Annotated in this window: 15 protein-coding genes; 1 reads left to right on the top strand and 14 read right to left on the bottom strand. The window is 60.4% G+C overall.

All coding sequences use genetic code 11. From position 1 onward, the window contains the following. Positions 1 to 42: 42 nt before the first annotated feature. The 14 genes from CAL20_RS09325 to ndk all read right to left on the bottom strand — a co-directional run bounded on the left by CAL20_RS09325 (position 43) and on the right by ndk (position 14,308). Positions 43 to 1,200 carry an ATP phosphoribosyltransferase regulatory subunit gene (locus CAL20_RS09325; RefSeq protein ID WP_094837669.1) on the bottom strand — a complete coding sequence of 386 codons (1,158 nt, stop codon included), beginning with the start codon at positions 1,198 to 1,200 and terminating at the stop codon, positions 43 to 45. A 214-nt stretch (positions 1,201 to 1,414) separates the two neighbouring features. Next, the gene (hflC, locus tag CAL20_RS09320; RefSeq protein WP_094820532.1) at positions 1,415 to 2,302 is read right to left on the bottom strand and encodes a protease modulator HflC; all 888 of its coding nucleotides are present in this window, start codon (positions 2,300 to 2,302) and stop codon (positions 1,415 to 1,417) included. 19 nt (positions 2,303 to 2,321) lie between these two features. Then, the gene (gene hflK / locus CAL20_RS09315) at positions 2,322 to 3,632 is read right to left on the bottom strand and encodes an FtsH protease activity modulator HflK (RefSeq protein ID WP_094837668.1); all 1,311 of its coding nucleotides are present in this window, start codon (positions 3,630 to 3,632) and stop codon (positions 2,322 to 2,324) included. Further along, a complete protein-coding gene (gene hflX, locus CAL20_RS09310; protein ID WP_094820530.1) occupies positions 3,598 to 4,704 on the bottom strand; it encodes a GTPase HflX in 1,107 nt (368 codons plus the stop codon). Before hflX ends, hflK begins: the two co-directional genes overlap by 35 nt. Positions 4,705 to 4,920: 216 nt before the next feature. Then, a complete protein-coding gene (hfq, locus tag CAL20_RS09305) occupies positions 4,921 to 5,157 on the bottom strand; it encodes an RNA chaperone Hfq (protein WP_012248943.1) in 237 nt (78 codons plus the stop codon). 155 nt (positions 5,158 to 5,312) lie between these two features. Then, positions 5,313 to 6,383: a histidinol-phosphate transaminase gene (hisC, locus tag CAL20_RS09300; protein WP_094820529.1), complete on the bottom strand. Its 1,071-nt coding sequence runs from the start codon at positions 6,381 to 6,383 to the stop codon at positions 5,313 to 5,315. 2 nt (positions 6,384 to 6,385) lie between these two features. Continuing rightward, the gene (der, locus tag CAL20_RS09295) at positions 6,386 to 7,741 is read right to left on the bottom strand and encodes a ribosome biogenesis GTPase Der (RefSeq protein ID WP_094820528.1); all 1,356 of its coding nucleotides are present in this window, start codon (positions 7,739 to 7,741) and stop codon (positions 6,386 to 6,388) included. Between the two features lie 21 nt (positions 7,742 to 7,762). After that, the gene (bamB, locus tag CAL20_RS09290) at positions 7,763 to 8,911 is read right to left on the bottom strand and encodes an outer membrane protein assembly factor BamB (protein ID WP_094820527.1); all 1,149 of its coding nucleotides are present in this window, start codon (positions 8,909 to 8,911) and stop codon (positions 7,763 to 7,765) included. Positions 8,912 to 8,915: 4 nt separating this feature from the next. Further along, a complete protein-coding gene (locus CAL20_RS09285) occupies positions 8,916 to 9,554 on the bottom strand; it encodes a YfgM family protein (RefSeq protein ID WP_094820526.1) in 639 nt (212 codons plus the stop codon). A gap of 7 nt (positions 9,555 to 9,561) precedes the next feature. Then, positions 9,562 to 10,842, bottom strand: a complete 1,281-nt coding sequence (hisS, locus tag CAL20_RS09280; protein WP_094820757.1) for a histidine--tRNA ligase — start codon at positions 10,840 to 10,842, stop codon at positions 9,562 to 9,564. Between the two features lie 59 nt (positions 10,843 to 10,901). Beyond that, the gene (gene ispG, locus CAL20_RS09275) at positions 10,902 to 12,188 is read right to left on the bottom strand and encodes a flavodoxin-dependent (E)-4-hydroxy-3-methylbut-2-enyl-diphosphate synthase (RefSeq protein WP_373558288.1); all 1,287 of its coding nucleotides are present in this window, start codon (positions 12,186 to 12,188) and stop codon (positions 10,902 to 10,904) included. Between the two features lie 12 nt (positions 12,189 to 12,200). Further along, entirely contained in the window at positions 12,201 to 12,713 is a 513-nt protein-coding gene (locus tag CAL20_RS09270; protein ID WP_094820524.1) for a helix-turn-helix domain-containing protein, read from the bottom strand. Then, a complete protein-coding gene (rlmN, locus tag CAL20_RS09265) occupies positions 12,710 to 13,855 on the bottom strand; it encodes a 23S rRNA (adenine(2503)-C(2))-methyltransferase RlmN (protein ID WP_094820523.1) in 1,146 nt (381 codons plus the stop codon). The genes CAL20_RS09270 and rlmN overlap by 4 nt, the downstream gene beginning before the upstream one ends. A 27-nt stretch (positions 13,856 to 13,882) precedes the next feature. Continuing rightward, the gene (ndk, locus tag CAL20_RS09260) at positions 13,883 to 14,308 is read right to left on the bottom strand and encodes a nucleoside-diphosphate kinase (RefSeq protein WP_094820522.1); all 426 of its coding nucleotides are present in this window, start codon (positions 14,306 to 14,308) and stop codon (positions 13,883 to 13,885) included. 154 nt (positions 14,309 to 14,462) lie between these two features. Here ndk and CAL20_RS09255 point away from each other — a divergent pair, with 154 nt between their 5' ends. Beyond that, complete coding sequence (locus CAL20_RS09255; RefSeq protein ID WP_094837667.1) at positions 14,463 to 17,348, top strand: valine--tRNA ligase; 2,886 nt, start codon at positions 14,463 to 14,465, stop codon at positions 17,346 to 17,348. Positions 17,349 to 17,420 lie beyond the last annotated feature (72 nt).

Genomic DNA, 17,420 nt, shown 5'->3' with positions numbered 1-17,420 from the left:
AAATCCCCCTGCGGCCCTCTTGCAGACAAGAGGGAGTCAGTTTTACAGCGTTCGAACCACCCAAGCGCCGTCTTGCAACGTCAGCTCACGGTCACAGATGAATTCGTCCTGGCTTTGCTCATGGCCGGGTAATACTTGCACGACAATCTCGCCGGACCGGCGTAGCTGTCGCACTGCCGCCACCAGTGCGGAATCCTGCCCCCAAGGCGCGAGCACAGCCCGTGCACGATCTGCAGGAGGCAAGCCACGCGCCAGTTTGCGCAAGTCCAGGCTAAAGCCTGTCGCCGGGCGCGCCCGGCCAAAGGCACGGCTTACATCGTCGTAACGCCCACCACTCACCAATGCATCGTGCCACCCCTCCGCGTACAGCGCAAAGGTGACACCCGAGTGGTAGCCATAGCCGCCAATATCAGCCAGATCCACCCCTAAAGCTACGTCAGGAATGGCGTCAATGATGTTTTGCAAGGCATCGAGAGCCGTCGCCACGCCAGGCAACAGAGGCAAATCGCGCCGAGCCTGTTCGATGATCTCCGGGCCGCCGTACAGGCCCGCCAGCCGCTGCAAGGCAGCGATGGTGTCGGCCCGAATGCCGCTCACCTGCCGCGCCAGATCCGCCAGACCGGGGATGTCTTTTTCGCGCAGCAGCAAGATGATGTCCTGAGCGCTCGCTGCGGCTGCCGAGTCGGCCTCCAGCAAAGCGCGCACGACGCCGGGATGACAGAGGTCCAGACGGGGCTGGCGAACACCTGCCGTCGCGACGGTATCCAGGACAAGCGAGATGATTTCGAGATCCGCTTCAAAGCCGGCATGGCCGTAAATTTCGGCGCCTATCTGCAGCAGCTCGCGGCTGGACAGCAAGTCCGCCGGCCGGGCATGCAGGACATTGCCGCAATAACAGAGCCGGGTCACAGCCACGCGATTCAGCAAATGCGCGTCGATGCGGGTGACTTGCGGGGTCATATCGGCCCGCACTCCCAGGGTGCGGCCAGACAGCTGATCGACCAGTTTGCAGGTGCGCAGATCCAGATCGCTGCCGGTACCGGAGAGCAATGAATCGATGTATTCGACCAGGGGCGGCGCGACCAGCTCGAAACCGTAGCTACGGTATAGATCGAGCAGTTCGCGACGTAGTTCCTCGATGCGCCGAGCCTCCGCCGGAAGTACGTCGGCAAGGCTTTCGGGCAGCAACCAGTTACCCATGAGTATTTACCTGAAGACTCTTGAAGAAATGCGTGAACGACGCCCAAAACAAAAGCGGCTGAGAGGGCGTAAGCCCACTCAGCCGCCTGAGGATTGTTTCTAGCTTACGCGGTATTGTACATGGTTTGAGGGTTTGTGCAGGCGCCCGTGGCAGCCTGCATGTTTCCCTTTTGCCCTGTTACGCTTACCGCGTAATTTCCGAAAAGCAGCCGAATCAGTTTGCCGGTGCGGCCTGGCCCGTGGAGCTCTTCATGAACTGGAAGTATTCCGAACTCGGATCCACCACCAGGAGGTCGCTAGATTTCGAGAACGATTGGCGATAGGCCTCTAGACTCTTGTAGAACGTGTAGAAGTCGGGGTCTTTGCCAAAAGCGGCAGCGTACAGGCCGCTGGCCTCGGCATCGCCCTCGCCCATGACTGTCTGGGACTTGGCATAGGCCTCAGCCAGGATGACTTCGCGCTGACGGTCCGCCTCGGCGCGGATTTTTTCGCTCTCGGCAGCACCGATAGAACGCAACTCGTTGGCGACACGGGTCCGCTCGGCCTCCATCCGGCGATAGACGGATTCGGAGATTTCCGGCGCGAACTCGATACGGCGCAGCCGCACATCGACGATTTGCACACCCAGCGGCTCGGCGCGCTTGGCCACCGTCGTGAGGATCTCGCTCATGATCTTGTCACGCTCGGCCGACACGACTTCTTTGACGGTACGGACGTTGACCGACGCGTTGAGCGCGTCGCGAATCTGAGCCTGCAGGCGTTCTTGCGCGGCACGCTCGTTACCACCGAACGTCACGTAGTACAGACGCGGATCGGCGATGCGCCATTTCACGTACGAGTCGATGAGCAGGTTTTTCTTCTCGGATGTCTGGATACGCTCGGCATCGTCGGACTCGATCGTCAAGATGCGCTTGTCGAGCGTCACGACGTTCTGGAACGGCGGAGGTGCCTTGAAATAAAGGCCCGGCTCGCTGATGACAGTACGTACCTCACCGAGCGAGAACACCAAAGCGTAATCGCGCTCGCGTACGACAAAAACGCAAGAGGACAAGGCGGCCAGCACCAACACGAGGCCGACCAGGATAGGCATAAAACGTTGCATGATCTTGGGCTCCTCCGGATTAGCGCGTCAGACGATCGCGAGACAGCGTGTTGTTGCCGCTGCCAGTGTTGCTACCCGGATTGCCGGACGAACTTGCTGAGCCGGTGCTGCGCGCCGGCGGCTGAGGAACGCTGGGCTGGCTGGCGCCAGGCAACGCAGTCGGCTGCTGTTGGCTGGACGCATCGCGAGCGGTTTGCTGGATGATCTTGTCGATGGGCAAATACAGCATGTTGTTGCCGTTCTTGGTATCGACCATGACCTTGCTGGCGCGCGAGAAGATCTGCTGCATGGTTTCCAGATACATGCGTTCGCGCATGATCTTGGGCGCCTTTTGGTACTCGGTCAAAATGCTGGTAAAGCGCGCGGCATCACCTCGCGCATCGCCGATGACCTTGGCGCGATAACCCTCGGCCTGCTCGAGCATACGCGAAGCCTGACCACCGGCGAGCGGAATCACCTGGTTGGCATAAGCCTGACCTTCGTTGATTTGACGCTCGCGGTCCTGGCCAGCCTTGACCGCATCGTCAAACGCAGCCTGAACCTGCTCGGGCGGCTGTACGTTCTGGATGGCCACGGTGCTGATCTGGATACCGGACTGGTAACGATCGAGGATCTGCTGCATCAGGTTCTGGACCTCGACAGCCACTTCGGTACGGCCTTCGTACAGAACGAAATCCATGGGCTTTTTGCCCACGATCTCGCGCATCGCGGTCTCGGAGGCCTGACGTACCGAGTCGTCCGGGTCACGCATTTTGAACAGGTAATCGGGCGCGCCATCGGCGCGCAGGCGATACTGCACCACGAACTGCATGTCGACGATATTTTCGTCGGTGGTCAGCATCAGAGCCTCGGGCAACACTTTGTTGCGCGAACCGCCGCGGAATCCCACTTCAAACGTACGGAGTTGGGAAATATTGACCGTCTCGGCGCTCTGGATGGGATACGGCAAGCGCCATTGGAACCCCGCCGGGGCCGTGCTCTTGTACTTGCCGAACTGGGTTACAACCGCGACCTGGCCTTCTTGGACGATATAGAAGCCGCTGGCCAACCACAGCAACACCGCGACCCCCGCGACGACGCCCAGGCCGACTTTGGCTCCGCGTGGCGAAGGCGGCGTAATGCCGCCGCGGCCGCCGCCGGGACGATTGCCACCGCCGCCCTTGCGGCCGAACAAAGACCCGATCCGGTTGTTGAAGTCGCGCCAGACCTCGTCGAGGTCTGGCGGACTGTCTCCGTTGCCCTTTGGCTTTTTGGGCGGCTCGGAGCCATTGTTGTTGCCACGACCCCAGCCTGGGTCATTCAGATTGAATAGTTTGGTAATTCGAGGCATTGTTTCCCACGATCTGACCGATCTCCGCAATTGCCCCGCGCAACGCTTCCAGACCGGCGCGCTCGGTAGCGCTTACGAACACTCGCGCAATCGTACCACGGGCGTCGCGCTCGATCCGCGGCTCAAGACCGGCCCGGTCAATCTTGTTGTGCACCATGATGGTAGGAATGGATCCCGCGCCGATTTCGGTCAGGACTTTATTGACCTCGGCGATCTGCTCATCACGCTGCGGACTGGCCGCGTCGACAACATGCAGCAATACGTCAGCGTGGATGGTTTCCTCCAGCGTTGCCCGGAAGGCGGCAATCAAATTCGGCGGCAAATCGCGGATGAATCCGACCGTATCGGACAACACTACCGACCCGGTGCCCTCGATCCAGATGCGGCGGGTGGTGGTGTCTAGCGTAGCGAACAATTGGTCGGCGGCGTAGGCCCCTGCCCGCGTCAGAGCATTGAAGAGCGTCGACTTGCCGGCGTTGGTATAGCCCACCAGCGAGACGGAAAGCGCCCCGCCTCGCGCCCGGGCGCGGCGCTGCGTCACTCGCTGACGCTCGACGCGGTCGAGCCGCTCTCGCAGCATTTTGACTTTGGCGCCGATCATGCGGCGGTCCATTTCGAGCTGTGATTCGCCCGGCCCGCGCATACCGATACCGCCGCGCTGACGTTCCAAGTGAGTCCACATCCGTGTCAGGCGCGTGACCAGATGCTGCAACTGCGCCAACTCGACCTGCAGCTTGCCTTCGTGGCTTTTGGCGCGCAACGCAAAAATATCGAGAATAAGCGCGACTCGGTCGACAACGCGTAAATTGAATTCACGTTCGAGGTTACGTTGTTGTGCCGGAGATAACGGCTGATCAAACAGCACGATGTCCGCCAACAAGGCGCCCGCCATGGCTACGGCCTCTTGGACCTTGCCTGAGCCGATAAAAAATTTGGCGTCGGGCCGATCGCGCCTGGACGTGACCGTGCCAACGATCTCGGCGCCCGCACCACGCGCGAGCATGGCGAATTCTTCGGCATGCGCGACGAAATCGGGATTCCCCAGGTCAACGCTGATGATTAGCGCACGCATACATTACCCCCACGCTGCGCTTGCAGTTCGATGCACCAAATGGGCGCATTTTTAATGATAGTACCGGGTGACACACAGGCGTGCACACTGTGCCTGCGGCTGGAATAGCCCGCAGACACATGCTGGGCGACATGAAAACGTTCCCCACCACAGCGAAAATGCCCGCCGACACGATCCGTGCGGCGGGCAAAAAAAGGTACAGCTGGAGCTTGACGATTATTCAGCGGGAACATCCACCTGAAAGTTGACAGCGCGAGCGGGAACGACGGTGGAAATGGCGTGCTTGTACACCATTTGCGTCACGGTATTGCGCAGCAAGACGACATATTGGTCGAACGACTCGATTTGCCCTTGAAGCTTGATACCGTTTACCAGATAGATCGACACAGGTACGTGTTCTTTGCGCAGCGTGTTTAAAAACGGATCTTGCAGAGTTTGCCCTTTATTGCTCATTGGCCAGGCTCCATTTGTTTGTTTTGAGTGGTGGCAGACGCCGAAATGTGTACTCTACAAGGTTTTCCGGGGCCGTGCCACTTGCCTTGCGGAGCAAATTCTTTCATAAGGTGTCTGACTTATTAATGCCGGGGCAAGTCGCCTTGCCCCGATCCTCAGGCCAAAATGGCCTTGAGGGTTTCTATCAGACGCGCGCATTGCGACTCAGTTCCAACGGTAATACGTAAAAACTGATCGATGCGGGCCTGTTTGAAGTGACGCACAATAATACTGCGTTCGCGCAATGCAGCCGCCAAGGCGGCGCCATCGTGCCCGGGATGGCGGGCAAATACGAAATTGGCCGCCGAGGGCAAGACCTCGAACCCGAGGGCCTGTAACTGACTGACCAGGGCCGTGCGCGTGGCAATCACGAATTGGCACGCGTGTTCGAAATAGTCCGTGTCCTCGATGGAGGCCACAGCACCCGCCTCGGCGAGACGATCGATCGGATAGGAATTGAAGCTGTTTTTGACCCGCTCGAGCGCCTCGATCAATACCCGGCTACCGACTGCGTACCCAACCCGCAACCCCGCCAACGAACGGGATTTGGACAAGGTCTGGATGACCAGCAGGTTTTCATAACGGGAAATAAGGCTTGCAGCGGATTCTGCACCGAAATCGACATAAGCCTCGTCGATGACGACGACGATATCGGGGTTGGCCGCAACGATACGCTCGATATCGGACAGCGGCAGCGCCCGGCCCGTCGGGGCGTTCGGATTCGGGAAAATGATCCCGCCTGCCTGCCGGCCTGCCGATGGCAAGTAGTCCTGCACATCGATGCTGAAATCGTCTTTTAACGGTACGGGCTGATAGGCGATCTGGTACAGGCCGCAATACACGGGATAAAAACTGTACGTGATATCTGGAAACAGCAGCGGGCCGTCATGCTTGAGCAGGGCTTGAAAGGTGTGCGCCAGAATTTCATCGGATCCGTTGCCTACGAAGACCTGATCCGGCTGCACTTGATGATGAGCGGCAACGGCGCGGCGCAGCCGTTCCGAACCTGGGTCTGGATAGAGCTTCAGGCTGTCGTTGCAAGCGGCCTGCATGGCCTGCAGCGCCTTGGGTGAAGGCCCCAGCGGATGTTCGTTGGTATTGAGCTTGACCAGATCCTGTAACTTGGGCTGCTCGCCCGGCACGTACGGACTGAGTTCGCCGACGACGGGACTCCAAAAGCGACTCATGCTCAATTTTCCTGCGTGTAAGGATTGTGCGAGGATTTGAATTCGATACGCAGCGGCGTGCCCGCGAGCTTGAACGCCTCGCGAAAGCGGGTTTCCAGATAGCGGCGATAGGAATCCGGAATGGCATCGAGCGCGTTGCCGTGAATCACCACCAGCGGGGGATTTTGTCCGCCTTGGTGGGCGTAGCGCATCTTGGGCCGGAAAATACCCTTGCGCGGAGGCGGCTGTTGCTCCACAGCGGCCTGCAACTCACGCGTGAGCTTGGGCGTCGATAATTTTGCAAAGGCTGCGGCGTGTGCGCCCACCACGGATTTGAGCAAGGGCTTGATGCCCTGGCCTTTCAGAGCAGAAATAGTGTGCGTCGGCGCGAAGGACAAGAATCGCAGCTTGCGATTGTATTCGCGCTCAATACGCTCGCGCTGATCGATATCCAGGCCATCCCACTTGTTGATCGCCACAACGACCGCACGGCCTGTTTCCAGCACAAACCCGGCAATGTGCGCGTCTTGCTCTGACACCTCGGTCTGGGCGTCCAATACCAAGAGCACCACATTGCTGGCCTCGATGGCCTGCAGGGTCTTGATGACCGAAAATTTTTCGACGGCTTCGAAGACCTTGCCGCGGCGGCGCAAGCCCGCGGTATCGATCAAGGTGTATTTACGGCCGTCTCGCTCGAAGTCGATTTCGATCGCGTCGCGTGTCGTACCCGGCATGTCAAACGCGATGACGCGGTCTTCGCCCATCAACGTGTTGATCAAGGTGGACTTGCCCACATTGGGCCGGCCGACAATGGCGAGCTTGATGCGATGGTCGGGGGGCAATTCCCCATCGGCCGGTTCAGCTTCGGACTCAGGCTCGACCAGATCCCGCAATGCCAATTCGATCAGATCAACGATCCCGTCACCATGAGCCGCCGAGATGGGATGTGGCGTGCCCAGCCCCAGCTCGTGAAACTCGCTGGTGGCGTTACCAACGCCCATGCCTTCGGCCTTGTTGACGGCCAGCACCACGCGTTGTTGGCCGGATTTACGCAGCAGTTGAGCAATCTCGTGATCATGCGCGTTCACGCCAGCGCGCGCATCGACGAGGAATACCACTACATCGGCTTCGGCAATGGCTTGGCTCGTCTGACGCGCCATCTCACGCAGAATGCCGGTTTTCGCGACGGGCTCGAAACCACCGGTGTCAATGACGATGAACGGGATGTCGCCGACCCTGCCCTCACCGTAATGGCGATCGCGCGTCAAGCCGGAGTAATCGGCAACCAGCGCCGCGCGAGAACGCGTCAGGCGGTTAAAGAGGGTCGACTTGCCCACATTGGGGCGACCGACCAGAGCGACGACGGGCTTGAAGGACACGATTGAGCCAAAAGATAAAAATTAGTTGGTGCCAAGCAGCACAAGATTGCCATTGCCGGTTTGAACCAGCACGCCGGCAGACGTGGACTGCACAGGCGAGAGGATGGCGCCGCCCCCGACCGACAGCCGCGCCAGCAAGCTGCCGTCACTGCTGGACAGGAAATGCACGTAACCATCCAGATCGCCCACCGCCACCGCCCCGCCCAACGCGGCAGGCGCGGTCAGCTTGCGGTTTTTCAGCGCGGCCTGTTTCCAGACATTGTTGCCGTTCTCGAGCGCAAAGGCGTTCATGACGCTGTTTTGGTCCGGCGCATAGGCAAACTGGCTATCCACCGTCATGCCGCTGGCGCTGGAGAAGTCTTTGGCCCACATGGGGCGGCCGCCCTGGCTGACGTTAAAGCACACGATACGGCCCTGGTATGCGACTGCGCAGAGCAAAGGACCGGCCAAACGCGGCGACCCGACGACGTCGGTCAGACGTTCGAGATCGCTCGATCCGCGCGGCGTAGCCACGGTGCCTTCCCATTGAACGTTGCCGCTGCCCACGTTGATGGCCAGCAACTTGCCGCCAGGCAAGCCGGTGATGACCAGCCCTTCGGCCATGACCATCTGCGCAGTGCTGCGCAGCGCCAAGGCGGGACCTGGACGTTGCAAGCTCCAGAGGCGCTCGCCTGTTTCGATGTTGTAGGCTTGAATCCGATAGTCGCCGCTGCGGACTACTACGGCGCCATATCCCACCACCGGCGCGATATCGACGTCGCTGCTGGCCTGAGCCTTCCATTTGACCTTGCCCGTGTCATCAAACGCGATGATCTGGCCCAGCGGCGAGGCCACGACCGTGGTCGATCCATCGCTGCCCGGGCCTGCAGAGAGCTTGGTGTCCGCGTCGGCTTTCCAGAGGATTTTCCCGCTCGAGAGCTCTACCTTGGCAACAGATCCGTCGGGCGTTGCGGCATAGACCGAATCCCCCACTACGGCAGGCACGAATCCCAGACCCGAACCGCTACCGATAGACGTCGACCACACCGAGCGTACAGACATCCCCGCTGAATACTCGGTCAATGGCGCGGGCTCGTAACGAGCATCATCACTGGCACAACCGGCCAAAACCAACAAGCCCGCGGCAAGCGCAGCACTACGCACTGCTCGGTGAAAACGGAAAATAGTCATACGTTCATGCTCCGCTGAGAGCGTCCAGTTTCAGTTGCACGGCTTGACGCAGAGGATCGGCAGCGCTCAGCCCATCCAGAGCGGTTTGCCAGGCCTTGCGAGCCTCCTCGGGCTTGCCTTGAGCGGCCAGGATATCGCCGCGACGGTCCGCATAAAGCGTCGCGAATGCCGCCGGCGGATTGTTCAATTGCGCCAAGGCGGCATCGTACTGTTTCTGATCCAGCAGCAGTCCTGCCAGACGCTCACGCGCCACAGGCTGCAGAGCCGGATGCTTGGACTGCGAGGCCAGCCATTCGAGCTGTTGGCGCGCGCCATCCAGGTCCTTTTGTTGGGCAAGCGCCTGAGCAGCGACCAGCGCTCCGCGCGCGGCATACCCCGTGGCTGCGTAATCGTCGCGCAAGGTCGAGATAGCGGCCTTGATGCGCACCGCAGAATCGGTACTGCCCAGACGAGCGGCGTCTTCGAGGGCTTCGAAGTAGCCCATCGCCTGATTGGCGCGATGGTTTTGATAGGCCTTCCAGCCCCACCAGCCGCCCCATGCGAGCACGGCGATGGTCACCAATGCCATGATTAGCGTGCCATAGCGCGCCCACCACGCCTTGAGCGCGTCGAGTTGTTCCTGTTCTTCGAGATCGTATGCCATGCTTACCCTAGGATTTCAAAACATCCGCCAAGCGGTCCAGCGGGACCTGCTGCTGAGCCGCCTCGTTGGCGGCATCGGCACGCAGGAACTTGACGCTGGCCGTCTGCGAGGCGACTTCGTCGGTGCCAAGAATAACCGCAACTCGAGCACCACTGGCATCAGCCCGCTTGAATTGCGACTTGAAACTGGCCGATCCGGCATGCACGATGACGGAAAACCCGGCATCGCGCAATTGCTCGCCCACGCGCGCCGCCAGGCGTTGAGCCTGTTCGCCTTGGTGAACGACATAAACGTCACATTCTGTTGTGGCAGCCGCTGGCGCGCTTTGTTCCCAGAGGTCCAGGAGACGTTCCATGCCAATCGCAAAGCCTACGGCTGGCGCGGGCTTGCCACCCAGCAATTCGATCAGACCGTCATAGCGGCCGCCGCCGCACACAGTGCCTTGCGAACCCAGGCGATCGGTAACCCATTCAAAAACGGTCGAGTTGTAGTAATCGAGGCCGCGCACCAGGCGAGGATTAAGGCGGTATTCAATGCCCGCATCCGCCAGCAATTGGCACAAGCCGTCAAAATGAGCGCGCGATTCCTCGCCCAGGAAGTCAAACAAACGGGGCGCGCTGTCGGCCATCGCCTGCATGGCGGGATTTTTTGTATCCAGGACGCGCAGCGGGTTGCTGTACATGCGGCGCAGGCCATCCTCGTCGAGCACGTCACGATGCTGTTCCAAGTGCGCGATCAATGCGGCGCGATGGGCGGCACGCTCGGCGGGTTGCCCCAGAGAATTGAGCTCCAGGCGCACGTCCGTCAGCCCCAGTTGTTTCCACAGGCGAGCCAACATGATGATGAGTTCGGCATCGACATCTGGGCCGGCAAAGCCCAGTGCTTCAACGTCGATCTGATGAAACTGGCGATAACGGCCGCGTTGCGGACGCTCGTGACGAAACACCGGGCCGATGCTGTACACCCGTTGCGGACGGTCGTATAGCAGGTTGTGCTCGATCGTGGCGCGCACCACGCCAGCGGTCATCTCGGGACGCATGGTGAGCGATTCGCCGTTCAGCGCATCGGTAAAGGTGTACATCTCTTTTTCGACGATGTCAGTGACCTCGCCGATGCCGCGCGTAAACAGACGCGTATGCTCGAGCACAGGCGTGCGCACATTGCGATAGCCATAGCTGCGCAACCAGCCACGCACGATGTCTTCGAATTGCTCCCACCGCGCGCCATCGGCCGGCAGGACGTCATTCATGCCGCGGATAGCGGCGACTTTCTGGAACGCTTGCGTCATCTTCATCATGCCGCGGCGAATCGCACCATGCGATCCGCCTGACGGCTCAGCCCTTTCTTTTAATGAGTGGCCTGCGCACCGTAACGGCGCGCGACGTAGTCTTCGACAATGGTCTGGAATTCTTCGGCGATGCGATCACCCTTGAGGGTGACGGTCCGTTCGCCGTCGATGAACACCGGGGCGGCAGGCACCTCGCCCGTACCGGGCAAACTGATCCCGATATCCGCATGGCGGCTTTCGCCGGGGCCATTGACCACACAGCCCATCACGGCGACGTTCATACTCTCGACACCGGGATAACGGGCGCGCCACACCGGCATCTGGCGACGCAAATAAGACTGAATGCTGTCGGCCAGTTCTTGGAAAAACGTGCTGCTGGTGCGGCCGCAACCAGGGCACGCCACCACCATCGGCGTGAATGCACGCAGATTCATGGTTTGCAGAATTTCCTGCGCGACCACGACCTCGCGCGTACGATCGCCGCCGGGTTCAGGAGTCAGAGAAATACGGATCGTGTCGCCGATGCCCTGTTGCAGCAAGACCGCCAATGCGGCCGTCGAGGCCACGATGCCCTTGCTGCCCATGCCAGCCTCGGTCAGGCCCAAGTGCAACGGGTAATCGCAGCGCGCGGACAGATCGCGATAAACCGCGATCAAATCCTGTACATGGCTGACCTTGCATGACAGGATAATGGCATCGCCGCGCAAGCCGAGCTCCTCGGCGCGCTGGGCGTTGCTGATCGCGGACACGACGAGCGCATCGCGCATCACGGCCTGGGCTTCCCAGGGCTGCGTGCGGCGGCTGTTTTCGTCCATTTTGCGCGCCATCAGCTCGTGATCCAGACTGCCCCAGTTGACGCCGATGCGCACCGGTTTGTCGTAGCGGCAGGCGACTTCGATCATCTGCGCAAAGTTGTCGTCACGACGCTTGCCGCCGCCCATGTTGCCGGGGTTGATCCGGTACTTTGACAGGGCTTGCGCGCAATCGGGGAACTGGGTCAGCAGCTTGTGGCCGTTGTAGTGGAAGTCCCCCACCAGCGGCACCGATACCCCCATGCGGTCCAACTGCTCGCGGATGGCGATGACCTCACGGGCCGCCTCAGGCGTGTTGACCGTGATACGCACCATCTCGGACCCGGCCAGCGCCAGCTCTTTTACCTGAATGGCCGTTGCAATGGGATCCGCGGTATCCGTATTGGTCATGGACTGGACCACGACCGGGGCGTCGCCCCCGATATGGACAACGCGTTCGCCCCATTTCACGGCAACCGAGCGAGTCGGGCGGCGTGAGGCTGCGCCGACTTCTGGAGGCGGGGCATCTTGGCAGGGCAAAGACAACTCTTGCATGCGTATATTGAATTACGGTTTTGCACCGGACAGCCAGGACGGCAGCCAATCGGCAGGGAGCCAGCCTTGCCAGAAAGCATAGCCGCCCAACACTGCCAACAGTACGACAATCACCAACAGCCATCCCCATGGCACGGAGCTGCGGCTATCGCTGTGTCCACTGACTGCCACAGGAATCGTACGCGATACCCGGTGAACGGACCCTGGCGAGCTCAATGCGCCGACCTGGCTTTCCACTGAAGAGACGATCGCTGCCGGGTCAGTATCGAGCAATCGCGCATAGCTGCGAACCAATCCGCGCAGCGAAACACCTTTGGGCAATTTGTCCCACTGCTCGCCCTCCAGTGCCTGGATCTGGCGCGGGGCGAACTTGATGCGGCTCGACACGTCCTCTAGAGACCAGCCCTTTGCGACGCGCAAGTCCTTTAGAGCCTGGCCAACGGTAGCCGTCGTGCCAGCATTCGCTGGCTGGGCCGGAGTTGCCGATTCCTTGGAAAGCGCCGCCGCGTTGAGCTCCTGCGTCATGCCTGCACCTGTGCAATGGGTATGGTCCGCCCGGCATTACGCTGGGCGACACGTGTACGATCGCGAACCTCGCCAGCCAATTGTCCACAGGCCGCATCGATATCGTCGCCACGCGTCTTGCGTACCGTCGTCACAATACCGGCATCCATGAGGCGCTGGGCAAAGACCTTGACCCGCGCCGAGGGCGAACGCTTGAGGCCAGAGGCCGGAAACGGATTAAAGGGAATCAGGTTGAGTTTGCAGCGGACCTGCCGCGCCACCTGAATGAGCGCCTTGGCATGTTGGTCGGTGTCGTTGACACCATCCAGCATGCAATATTCGAAAGTAATGAAATCACGCGGCGCACTGGCGAGATAGCGTTCGCACGCAGCCAGCAATTCGGCCAACGGATATTTTTTGTTCAGCGGCACCAGCTCATCGCGCAAGGCATCCGTAGGAGCATGCAACGATACGGCCAAAGCGACCGGGCAATCTTTTGCCAATCGGTCCATCATAGGAACAACGCCCGACGTGGACACGGTCACGCGACGGCGCGACAGGCCGTACGCATTGTCATCCAGCATCAGGCGCAGCGCAGGCAGCAACTGATCGTAGTTGAGCAGAGGCTCGCCCATGCCCATCATGACCACGTTGCTGATCACGCGCGTGTCATCGCCACGCGCCCCGCCCAGGCGCGCCGTACCGGCGTCGGCCTCGAGGATACGCTTGGCCCACCACAACTGGCCGATGATTTCGCTGGACTGGAGGTTGCGGTTGAAGCCCTGGTGACCGGTAGAGCAGAAACGGCAGTTGACCGCACAGCCTGCCTGACTGGACACGCATAGCGTGCCGCGGTCGTCCTCGGGAATGAAGACGGTTTCGATGGCGTTGCCCTGCCCCACGTCGAACAGCCACTTGCGTGTACCGTCCGAGGAGCGCTGCTCGGTATTGACCGGCGGCGCCTGGATCAGGCAGTGCTCTGCCAGTTGCCCGCGAAATTCGCGAGCCAGATCGGTCATGGCGTCGAACGAGTCAGCCCCGCGCTGATGCACCCAACGCTGCAATTGGCGGGCACGAAACGGCTTGCCCCCCCACTGCCCGACCAGATCGGACAGTTTGGCGGCATCGAGGCCCAGGAGATTGACGCGTTCGGCGGTTTCCATGACGTACTCAGGTAATGCTAACCCAGATCAACGGCTGTGGATGTTGATTTCGGGGAAGAAGAAAGCGACTTCGACGGCGGCGGTTTCGGGAGCGTCGGAACCGTGTACGGCGTTGGCGTCGATGCTGTCAGCGAAATCGGCGCGGATGGTGCCGGGTTCGGCTTTCTTGGGGTCGGTCGCGCCCATCAGGTCGCGGTTTTTCTGGATGGCGTCTTCGCCTTCCAGGACCTGCACGAACACGGGGCCCGAGACCATGAAGTCAACCAGATCCTTGAAGAAGGGGCGTTCTTTGTGCACGGCGTAGAAGCGCTCGGCGTCGGCACGCGACAGTTGTTGCAGACGTGCGGCGATGACTTTCAGGCCAGCGTTTTCGAAGCGGGCGACGATCTGACCGATGACATTCTTGGCCACGGCGTCGGGCTTGATGATCGAGAGAGTACGTTGGACGGACATGGAGGCTCCAAATTCCTAATAAAAACAGGGACTTCTGTAGGGTTTACAGTAACCCGACATTCTAACACGCCGCCAAGACCGCAATACATCTTAAAATGAACGGTTTGCTTGGCCACCAATCGGCCGGGCCCTCGTCTTTTGCCGGAACCCAGTAATGACCGAAGCCGCTGCCCCGATCCCGTCTGACACCGATACCGCCGACCTGCCCAAGAGCTTTGAGCCCGCAGCGCTCGAGGCTCAGTGGTACACCGAATGGGAGCGCCGCGGTTATTTCGCGGCAGGCCAACACGTAAAAACAGGGACAGATAACCAGCCCTACGTCATCCAGTTCCCCCCGCCCAATGTAACCGGCACGCTGCACATGGGCCACGCGTTCAACCAGACCATCATGGACGGCCTGGTGCGCTATCACCGCATGCGCGGCGACGACACAGTCTTTATTCCCGGCACCGATCACGCAGGTATTGCCACCCAGATCGTGGTGGAACGCCGCCTCGATGCCGAGAAAGTCTCGCGCCACGACCTGGGCCGGGAAAAATTCATCGAGAAAGTCTGGGAATGGAAGGAGCAGTCCGGCAACACCATCACCAGCCAGGTTCGCCGATTGGGCGCATCCGCCGACTGGCCCCGTGAATATTTCACCATGGACGACCGCATGTCGCGGGGCGTGGTGGAGACCTTTGTCCGCCTGTACAAGCAGGGCCTGATCTATCGCGGCAAGCGCCTGGTCAACTGGGACCCGAAACTGTTAACGGCGGTTTCCGACCTCGAAGTGCAATCCGAGGAAGTCGACGGCCATATGTGGCACATTCTGTATCCGTTCGTCGACGGTCCGCAAACCATTGTGGACAAGGACGGACAGACGGTCACATTGCGCGGCATGACGATCGCCACCACTCGTCCGGAAACCATGCTGGCCGACGGCGCATTGTGCGTGCACCCTGACGATCCCCGCTACCAACACCTGATTGGCAAGATGGTCGAGCTGCCCCTGTGTGACCGCAATATCCCTATCATCGCGGACGATTTCGTCGACCCCGAGTTCGGCACCGGCTGCGTCAAGATCACAGGCGCCCACGATTTCAACGACTATGCCTGCGCCCAACGCCACAATTTGCCGCTGATTGTGATTTTCACGCTGGACGCGCATATCAACGAAAACGGCCCGAAACAGTTCCAGGGCCTGGAACGCTACGAGGCGCGTAAAGCCGTCGTGGCCCAGCTCGAGGCCGAGCAATACCTGGTCAAGGTCGAGCCGCACAAAATGATGCAGCCCAAGGGCGACCGTACCGGTGTCGTGCTGGAGCCCATGCTGACCGACCAGTGGTTCGTGGCGATGAGCAAGCCCGCACCCGAGGGCACGCTGAATCCCGGCAAGAGCATCACCGAAGTCGCGCTGGATGTCGTGGCCAATGGGCAGATCAAGTTCTATCCCGAGAACTGGACTACCATTTACAACCAGTGGCTGAACAACATCCAGGACTGGTGTATTTCGCGTCAGCTCTGGTGGGGCCATCAGATTCCGGCCTGGTATGCCGAGGATGGCCAGGTCTTCGTTGCGCATTCGGAAGCCGACGCACAGGAACAAGCTCGCGCAGCTGGCGTAACGGGCCCGCTGACCCGTGACCCCGACGTTCTGGATACGTGGTTCTCGTCGGGCCTGGTGCCCTTCACCACCCTGGGCTGGCCCGAAAACACACCTGACCTGCAACGCTACCTGCCCTCGAGCGTGCTTGTCACCGGCTTTGACATCATCTTCTTCTGGGTGGCGCGCATGGTCATGCTGACCACGCACATGACCGGCCAGATTCCGTTCAAGCACGTGTACGTGCACGGACTGATCCGTGACGCCGATGGCCAGAAGATGAGCAAATCCAAGGGCAATACGCTCGACCCGGTGGACTTGATCGACGGTATCGATCTGGACGGCCTGGTCGCCAAGCGCACCTATGGGTTGATGAATCCAAAACAAGCCAGCACGATCGAGAAAGCAACGCGCCGCCAGTATCCCGATGGCATTCCGTCATTCGGCACCGACGCTCTGCGATTCACCATGGCAGCCTATGCCACGCTGGGCCGCAACATCAATTTCGATCTCAAGCGCTGCGAGGGCTATCGCAATTTCTGCAACAAGCTGTGGAACGCGACGCGCTTTGTGTTGATGAACACAGAGGGCCATGATCTGAGCAGTGATCAAACGGCCGAGCTGTCGTTTGCCGATCGCTGGATTGTCAGCCAATTACAGACCCTCGAAGCAGACGTCGAACGCGGCTTTGCCGACTACCGTTTCGACAACATCGCCAATGCGCTCTATCGCTATGTCTGGGATGAATACTGCGATTGGTACGTAGAATTGGCCAAGGTGCAGATTCAGAACGGCACGCCTGCTCAACAACTGGGCACGCGCCGCACCTTGATCCGCGTGCTTGAGGCAGTACTGCGCCTGGCACACCCGATCATCCCGTTCATTACTGAAGCCCTATGGCAGAAAGTATCAGTAGTGGCAGGCAAACGTGCAGAGGGCGCAACCGACAGCGTCAGCATTCAGCCCTACCCGCGCAGCAACCCGGACGCGATTGACGCCGCGGCCGAGGCGGATGTCGCTGAACTGAAGGCCCAGGTCGAAGCGGTACGCGCTCTGCGTGGCGAAATGAATCTGTCGCCCGCCCAACGAGTTCCGCTCGTAGCTCAAGGTGATGCCGCTACGCTCACTCGCAATGGACCGTACCTGGCCGCGCTGGCCAAGTTGAGCCAGGTCGATGTGGTTGATACGCTGCCTGATGCTGGAGCGCCAGTGCAAGTGGTAGGAACGGCTCGTCTGATGCTGCACGTTGAAATCGACGTCGTTGCTGAACGCGCCCGTTTGGACAAGGAAATCGCGCGCCTCGAGGGCGAGGTTGCCAAAGCCAATGGCAAGCTGGGTAACGCGAGCTTTGTCGAGCGTGCGCCGGCGGCGGTCGTTGAACAGGAGAAAGGCCGGTTGGCGCAGTTCAATGAGACGCTGGCTAAGGTGCGTGAACAGCGGGTCAAGCTGGGATAAGAGCGGGGCCCATAGCGCTGTCTATCGATGTTCGATGGAGCCGTGGGCTGTGCTTTGAATCGGCTTGCGCGA

This window comes from Bordetella genomosp. 4 (assembly GCF_002261185.1).
Lineage (GTDB): Bacteria > Pseudomonadota > Gammaproteobacteria > Burkholderiales > Burkholderiaceae_B > Bordetella_A.
This window is presented reverse-complemented; position numbering and strand designations above follow the sequence as displayed.